The sequence below is a fragment of the Candidatus Regiella insecticola LSR1 genome (assembly GCF_000143625.1).
Classification (GTDB): domain Bacteria; phylum Pseudomonadota; class Gammaproteobacteria; order Enterobacterales; family Enterobacteriaceae; genus Regiella; species Regiella insecticola.
In genome coordinates, this window is record NZ_GL379599.1 from 1 (window position 1) to 6,133 (window position 6,133).

Genomic DNA, 6,133 nt, shown 5'->3' on the forward strand with positions numbered 1-6,133 from the left:
GAGACCGCCTCGGCGTAAGGACGACAGCCAGGGTAACCACATTGACCGCATTGACTCTGTGGTAGGATTTGATCAATTTGCTCGACGATAGGATCTTGTTCTACGCGAAAGCGTCGCGCGGCAAAGCCGAGAACAATGCCACAGACGAGTGCTAGCGTGCTTAATACACTAATAGCAATCCATAATGACAACATCAGAATTTTACCAGGCCAGTAAAGCCCATAAATGCCAGCGACATTAATCCGGCGGTGATTAATGCGATGGGAGAACCACGGAAAGGCGCTGGAACGTCGGCTCCCTCAAGCCGTTCACGAATGGCGGCAAAAAGAACCATAACCAATGAAAATCCGATCGCCGCGCCGAAACCATAAACCACCGACTGTAGAAAATTACGCGCTTGATTGATATTGAGCAGTGCGACACCCAGCAACGCACAATTTGTGGTAATCAAGGGCAAAAATATTCCCAGTAAACGATAGAGTACGGGGCTTGTTTTTCTTACCATTAACTCAGTGAACTGTACCACCACTGCGATAACCAAAATAAAAGATAGCGTGCGTAAATAACTTAGCCCTAAAGGTGACAGAACAACGCTTTCTAGTATCCACGCACAAACTGAGGCCGATGTTAGCACGAAAGTCGTGGCGAGTCCCATACCGATAGCGGTTGTTAATTTTTTTGACACGCCCATAAATGGACACAAGCCAAGAAATTTGACCAATACGAAATTATTGACCAAAACGGTACTGATGAAGAGTAAAAAATATTCAGTCATGGTATGCAAAACCTGAAAAAATAGCGACTAAAGAATAGACTGTCACCATTATCCAAAATTAGTGTACTGACGACAACTACGGGATAACGACTGAATTATGCTATCTCTACAATAACCCTTTTTTAAAGCCTATTTTCTGAGACATATCGAAGCGATATGTATAATATAAATTTTCTTTCTTCATGCTTGAGCTTATTTTAAATAATTAAATTTTATTAGAGAGTTGAATATTTTTTAAATTGTGCCTTATAGTGTTGAATTAAAATGTATCCTGCCGTATAAGAAAGTTTATTTTATAGCGACATTTGATCGGTTGATAATTAAGGTTTGCAAATAAAATAAAAAATGTAGGCAGATTATTTATAAATAGAAAATAGGTAGTATTAGCTATGATAAATCATGCTTTTTCCGCACTTATCTGTGCAGAGAGGCTATTACGCCTCGCTGGGTTACACCCGATGGGTACTGAAGAATTTACCGGTAAAAACAATATGGATTGGTAGGCCCTTCAGGTTCGGGTAAAAGTACCGTTGCTCGTTTACTACAGCGACTCTATAACGCTGAACAAGGGAGCATCACTATTGATGGTCGGCCACTCAATTCGTTTTCACCCAGTTTTTTACGGCGCCAAGTGGGTGTGGTGATGCAAGAAAGTCATTTATTCAATCGTACGGTACGTGAAAATATCGCCCATTCATGCCCCACCGCGCCATTAGATGATGTCGTAAAGGCGGCGCGTTTGGCTGGCGCTGATGAATTTATTTTAGCTCTCCCTTTAGGTTATGACACGGTTTTATCTGAAGGAGGGGCTTCACTTTCGGGGGGACAGCGTCAGCGTATTGCTATTGCCCGTGCGTTGTTGGCTGATCCTCGCATTCTGATTTTTGATGAGGCGACCAGTGCGTTGGATGATGAATCTCAAGAACAGATACAAAAAAATATGGTGGAAATTGTTGCGAACCGAACGGTTATTACTATCGCTCACCGTTTGTCTACTGTACGTCAATGTCATCGTATCGCGGTATTTAAACAGGGTACGATTGTTGAGCTAGGCCCCCATGATGAGCTGTTGAAATTAAAGGGAAGTTATGCTCGTTTATGGCCGCAGCAGGTTAATTTCAGTGAGGAGGAAATTTAATGAAATTTTTTTATAAATCCCGTTTTTATCAACGCATAGTGCAATGGCGTGTTAAACAACAGCAAGTGGCTCGTAGCCGTGATGAATATGATTTTTTTGCCTGCTCCTGGGCGCGCCGTACTGCCTGGTGTATCTCCTTATTTTTATTATTAGTTTTGGGTTGGTCTATCATCGGTAAACTGGATATTCATGCTACGGCGTTGGGACGGGTGATTGTTTCAGATCATTCGAAATTAGTGCAGCCGTTAGTAGAACAAGGCGTGGTGGTGGCTATTAATGTGCGTGACGGTGAACACGTGCGAGCCGGACAATCCTTAATTGAATTAAATCCGGTGGGCATTGATGCTGAAGTGCGTAATATTAATCAACAATTGATGCATCGTCGGCTTGAAAAAGCGCGTTTAACCGCATTGTTAACCGATGACCCACTGGCTAATTTTACACCGCCAGCGGAGAGTGAGCCTCATTTGATTGAAACACGTCGTGCATTGCTACAGCGGGAACTTGATGAAAGAAATGCGGAATTAAAGCGCCAAGACGTTGAATTGGCGGTTAACCAAACTAATTATCAAGCAGTGGAGCAAAAAATATCCAGTCAAAAGCGGTTATTAGAAAATATTGAGAAACGTTTAGAAGCCCGCCGTTCATTAGCTAAAACACAATCCATTGCTAAGATGGAGCTGCTCGAACAGGAAAAAGAGTGGTTAAATGCCAAAGCTGAATTAAGCTCACTCAATGGTCAGCAATCGATATTACTTTCTCAACAACAAAGTTATATTCAGGGTAAACAACGTTTTTTAGCGGAAAAAAGGCGCGATTACCGTGAACGTTTAAATAAAGCGAGTGAGGTTATCAGTCAGCTCACTCAGGAGCAGATTAAAATTGTTGAACGACAAAATTTACAAAAATTGCGAGCGCCTGTAGACGGTGTAGTACAGCAGCTGGCGGTACACACTTTAGGGGGGGTGGTGACACCGGCTCAACAACTGATGGTGATCGTGCCGGAAAATAAAGAGCTAGATTACTGAGTTTGCCATTAAATTATTTTACTAGCAGGCAAACAGGACAAACTATTGCCAGAGTAAGCGAAATGGAACAAATCCGTAGCTTTTTAACCGGTTCGGCATTGACTATGTTATTAGATTTAGTCTTCGTTGGAACCTTTATTGCGGTGATGTTTTATTACAGTGTTCCATTAACGGCGATCGTATTAATTTCACTGTTGTGTTATTTGGTTTTCTGTCGGGGGGATATTGCGTAAACGTGTTGAACATGAGTATGAGGCGAGTGCCAACGCGACATCTTTTCTTACTGAAGCGATTACCGGCCTGGAAACGATAAAAACGACGGCGACGGAAAGCCAATTTAATCGTCAGTGGCGGCAATATTTAGCGACTTTTGTTCGCTCAGCTTTTAATACCGCACAAGCAGGTAACTTAGCAGGGCAAGGGATCAACCTAATCCATAAGCTTACTTCGGCGATGTTACTGTGGTACGGCGTTCAACTCACCTTGGAAGGTAAACTTTCTCCTGGTGAATTAGTCGCATTCAACATGTTTTCGGGTTATGTAACCCAGCCGATATTGCGCTTGGCTCAGGTTTGGCAAGATTTTCAGCATACTCAAATTGCCTTGAAGCGTATTGGTAGTATTCTTGATAGTCCAAGTGAACCCGGCAGTGCGGGCTTAGTCTCTGATTGCGAAAGTGCCGGAAGTATTAGCTTTAAACAGGTGCGTTTTCGTTATCGAGCCGATATTCCAGAAGTATTACAAAATCTTAATTTGGAAGTAAAAAGCGTTGAGTTTATCGGTATTACAGGCCCTTCTGGTTGTGGGAAATCAACGCTAACCAAATTATTACAACGACTGTATACGCCACAGCATGGTCAAATCCTCGTCGATGGCCAAGATTTAGCCATTACAGATCCAACCTCCTTGAGGCGTAAAATGAGCGTTGTTTTACAAGAAAGTGTGTTGTTTTCTGGTACGGTGCAAGAAAACATTTGCCAATGTCGACCGGATGCCGATTTAGAATTGGTGGAAGAAATTGCGCGTCAAGCGGGCGCTCATGATTTTATCAGTGCGTTACCGCAAGGATACCAGACACAGGTTGGCGAAAAAGGGGGCATGCTTTCGGGCGGTCAGCGCCAGCGGGTTGCGTTAGCGCGGGCATTAATGGCGGATCCACAGATTTTAATTTTAGATGAGGCAACCAGTGCACTGGATTATGAATCCGAAGCTGCGATTATGCGTCAACTGCCGGTGATCACTCGCAACCGAACGGTAATCTGTATTGCCCATCGTCTCAATACGTTACAAAATTGCGATCGAATTTTGTTACTACGTGAAGGGGTGGTGCAAGAGGAGGGAACCCATGATGAATTAGTGGCTAAAAAGGGACATTACGCCCGTTTATGGCATCTGCAAACCAGCTAATTCGCTAGTTTATATGGGGTGATATAGCCAAACCAGTTTAATTTGATTTAAGTGTTGTCGTCGCTTGCCGTACTATTTGTACTGTCTGCGCTCCTCCGCCTTGAATCAAATTAAACTGATTCGGCTATACAGGTGACATCACCCCTTACATTTATACCCTTCGCCTTTGAAGTGGCAGCTTTGTTGGCTGCGAGTGTGAGTCTGAATCACACATAGTTTGTCTATGCTCATCAGACTCACACCCTGGCCGCCGCGCTGCGCAACTCAACTTCAAAGACGAAGGGTATATTAAGGCACAGATGCTGCGTTCAGCTCGTTATAGATGTAGTTCCGGTAGCTTTCAAATAATTTTTTATCAGCGCAATCTTTCATTTCACCTTTACACAGATGACGCATGTCGATATTGGCCTGATAGAACGGCGATACTTGCAGTTGGGCATGTTCGAGTAAAATCCCACCTAAGAAGGCGATATCGGTCATTTGACCCAAATCAGACACTGTCGGCGTATCTATGTTATCCCGCAGACTGAACTGTGTGAGGTACGCCGCGTTCGGTAAGGTCGTTGTGTAACCATTCTCCCAATCAAGCGCAGGCTGATGATCACCAAAATACATAAATAGGGTTGGTTTTTGGCGCTGATCGACAAATTGGAAGAAATCAATTAATGATGCGTCTGAGGTTTTGATCTTCTCTACATAGTGACTAAATTTGCCCGCAGAATTTTTATTTTTCACATAATTTTTTAGCTGATAGTCGTCTTTATGATTAGCGTCGTAAGGGCCATGTTCGTACATGGTTAACGCATAGACAAACAAGGGTTTGTCGGTTTGGGTTGTTAAGATTTGTTTGACATAGTTGAGTATATCGGCAGTGGGGATGTGCCACAGATTCTCTTGTAGTTTACCAGGATAACCGAGTTCCTGTGGTTGGATGATCTTATCCGCCCTCATTATTTTATAAGCATGATTTGCGTTGTAAGCGGACTTATTAAACGGCGTGAGCACCACGGTATAATAGCCATTATCTTTCATCTGCTTGAATAAACTGTCGTTGAGGTGATCGACTACTGAATAGAATACCGAGTTTTTCATTGCACCGAAATCGTCGCTGGGTAGCCCGGTGAGTGCAGTAAATTCCGATAACCAAGTTCCGCCACCGAATGTGTGTACCCTCATCAATGAATGTGCTTTAACGTTACTGTCTTGTTCAAACATCGTAAGATGAGGCAGCAACATAGGGTTTGGTAGCTGATAAAGACGAGGATCGGTTGTTGATTCTTGTAGCAGCAAAACAATATCCGGTTTTTTGCTATCGATATTGGGTTGTGAGCGGTTTAGCGTTGCAGCGCGCGTTTTAAAATAGCGTGATGTTTCTTCAGAGAAAGAGGGAGCCGTGTAATGAGCCGCTCTGCTAGACATCACCAGATTAGATACAACGCCGGTTCCACCAGCCCATAGCGTATTCCTCCAGACAGGCTGATAATGAATGACACAGCGTGTTAACACCAAACCACTTGTCAACATCATACAGAATCCGATTATTTGCGGAAAATAGCCCATCCGACGGGGCACCGCTCGCCAACTGACAATGGTTGTGATTATCATTAATAATAATAAGCCGACGAAGGCTAGCCCGGTTAATGGGTAGTGAAGCAAAGTTTCAGTGTTTGATGGATCAAGCATTATATAGAGATCTGCAAACATCAGTCTTTGTTTGTAATGATGGATTTTTAGTTGATTAACAAATTGTAAAACGATGACAAATACACTGCTGGTGGACAGGGG

The 6,133-nt window shown here is 43.3% G+C and carries 3 protein-coding genes and 3 pseudogenes; 3 read left to right on the forward strand and 3 right to left on the reverse strand.

Features of this window, described 5'->3' with window-relative positions; translation table 11 throughout:
- On the reverse strand, positions 1–194 hold a 194-nt coding region (locus REG_RS07545), incomplete at its 3' end, for an RnfABCDGE type electron transport complex subunit B (RefSeq protein WP_039907889.1).
- Positions 194–775, reverse strand: coding sequence for an electron transport complex subunit RsxA (gene rsxA / locus REG_RS07550; protein ID WP_039907891.1), 582 nt, complete (start codon positions 773–775; stop codon positions 194–196). The genes rsxA and REG_RS07545, both read right to left, overlap by 1 nt.
- Positions 776–1,268: 493 nt before the next feature.
- Between rsxA and REG_RS07555 the strand changes: the two are divergent.
- The 3 pseudogenes from REG_RS07555 to REG_RS07565 all read left to right on the forward strand — a co-directional run.
- Positions 1,269–1,913 (forward strand): annotated as a pseudogene (locus REG_RS07555) (ABC transporter ATP-binding protein); the annotation flags it as partial.
- Positions 1,913–2,935, forward strand: a pseudogene (locus REG_RS07560) (HlyD family type I secretion periplasmic adaptor subunit); the annotation flags it as partial. The pseudogenes REG_RS07555 and REG_RS07560, both read left to right, overlap by 1 nt.
- Positions 2,935–4,348 (forward strand): annotated as a pseudogene (locus REG_RS07565) (type I secretion system permease/ATPase); the annotation flags it as partial. The pseudogenes REG_RS07560 and REG_RS07565, both read left to right, overlap by 1 nt.
- 288 nt (positions 4,349–4,636) lie before the next feature.
- On the opposite strand, the gene REG_RS07570 reads toward REG_RS07565, so the two are convergent.
- Positions 4,637–6,133: LTA synthase family protein (locus tag REG_RS07570; RefSeq protein ID WP_039907895.1), on the reverse strand; the 1,497-nt coding region annotated here is incomplete at its 5' end.

Bases quoted from the DNA above. Each gene is read 5' to 3' on its own strand.
- rsxA (WP_039907891.1), bottom strand. From the start codon at position 775: ATGACTGAATATTTTTTACTCTTCATCAGTACCGTTTTGGTCAATAAT.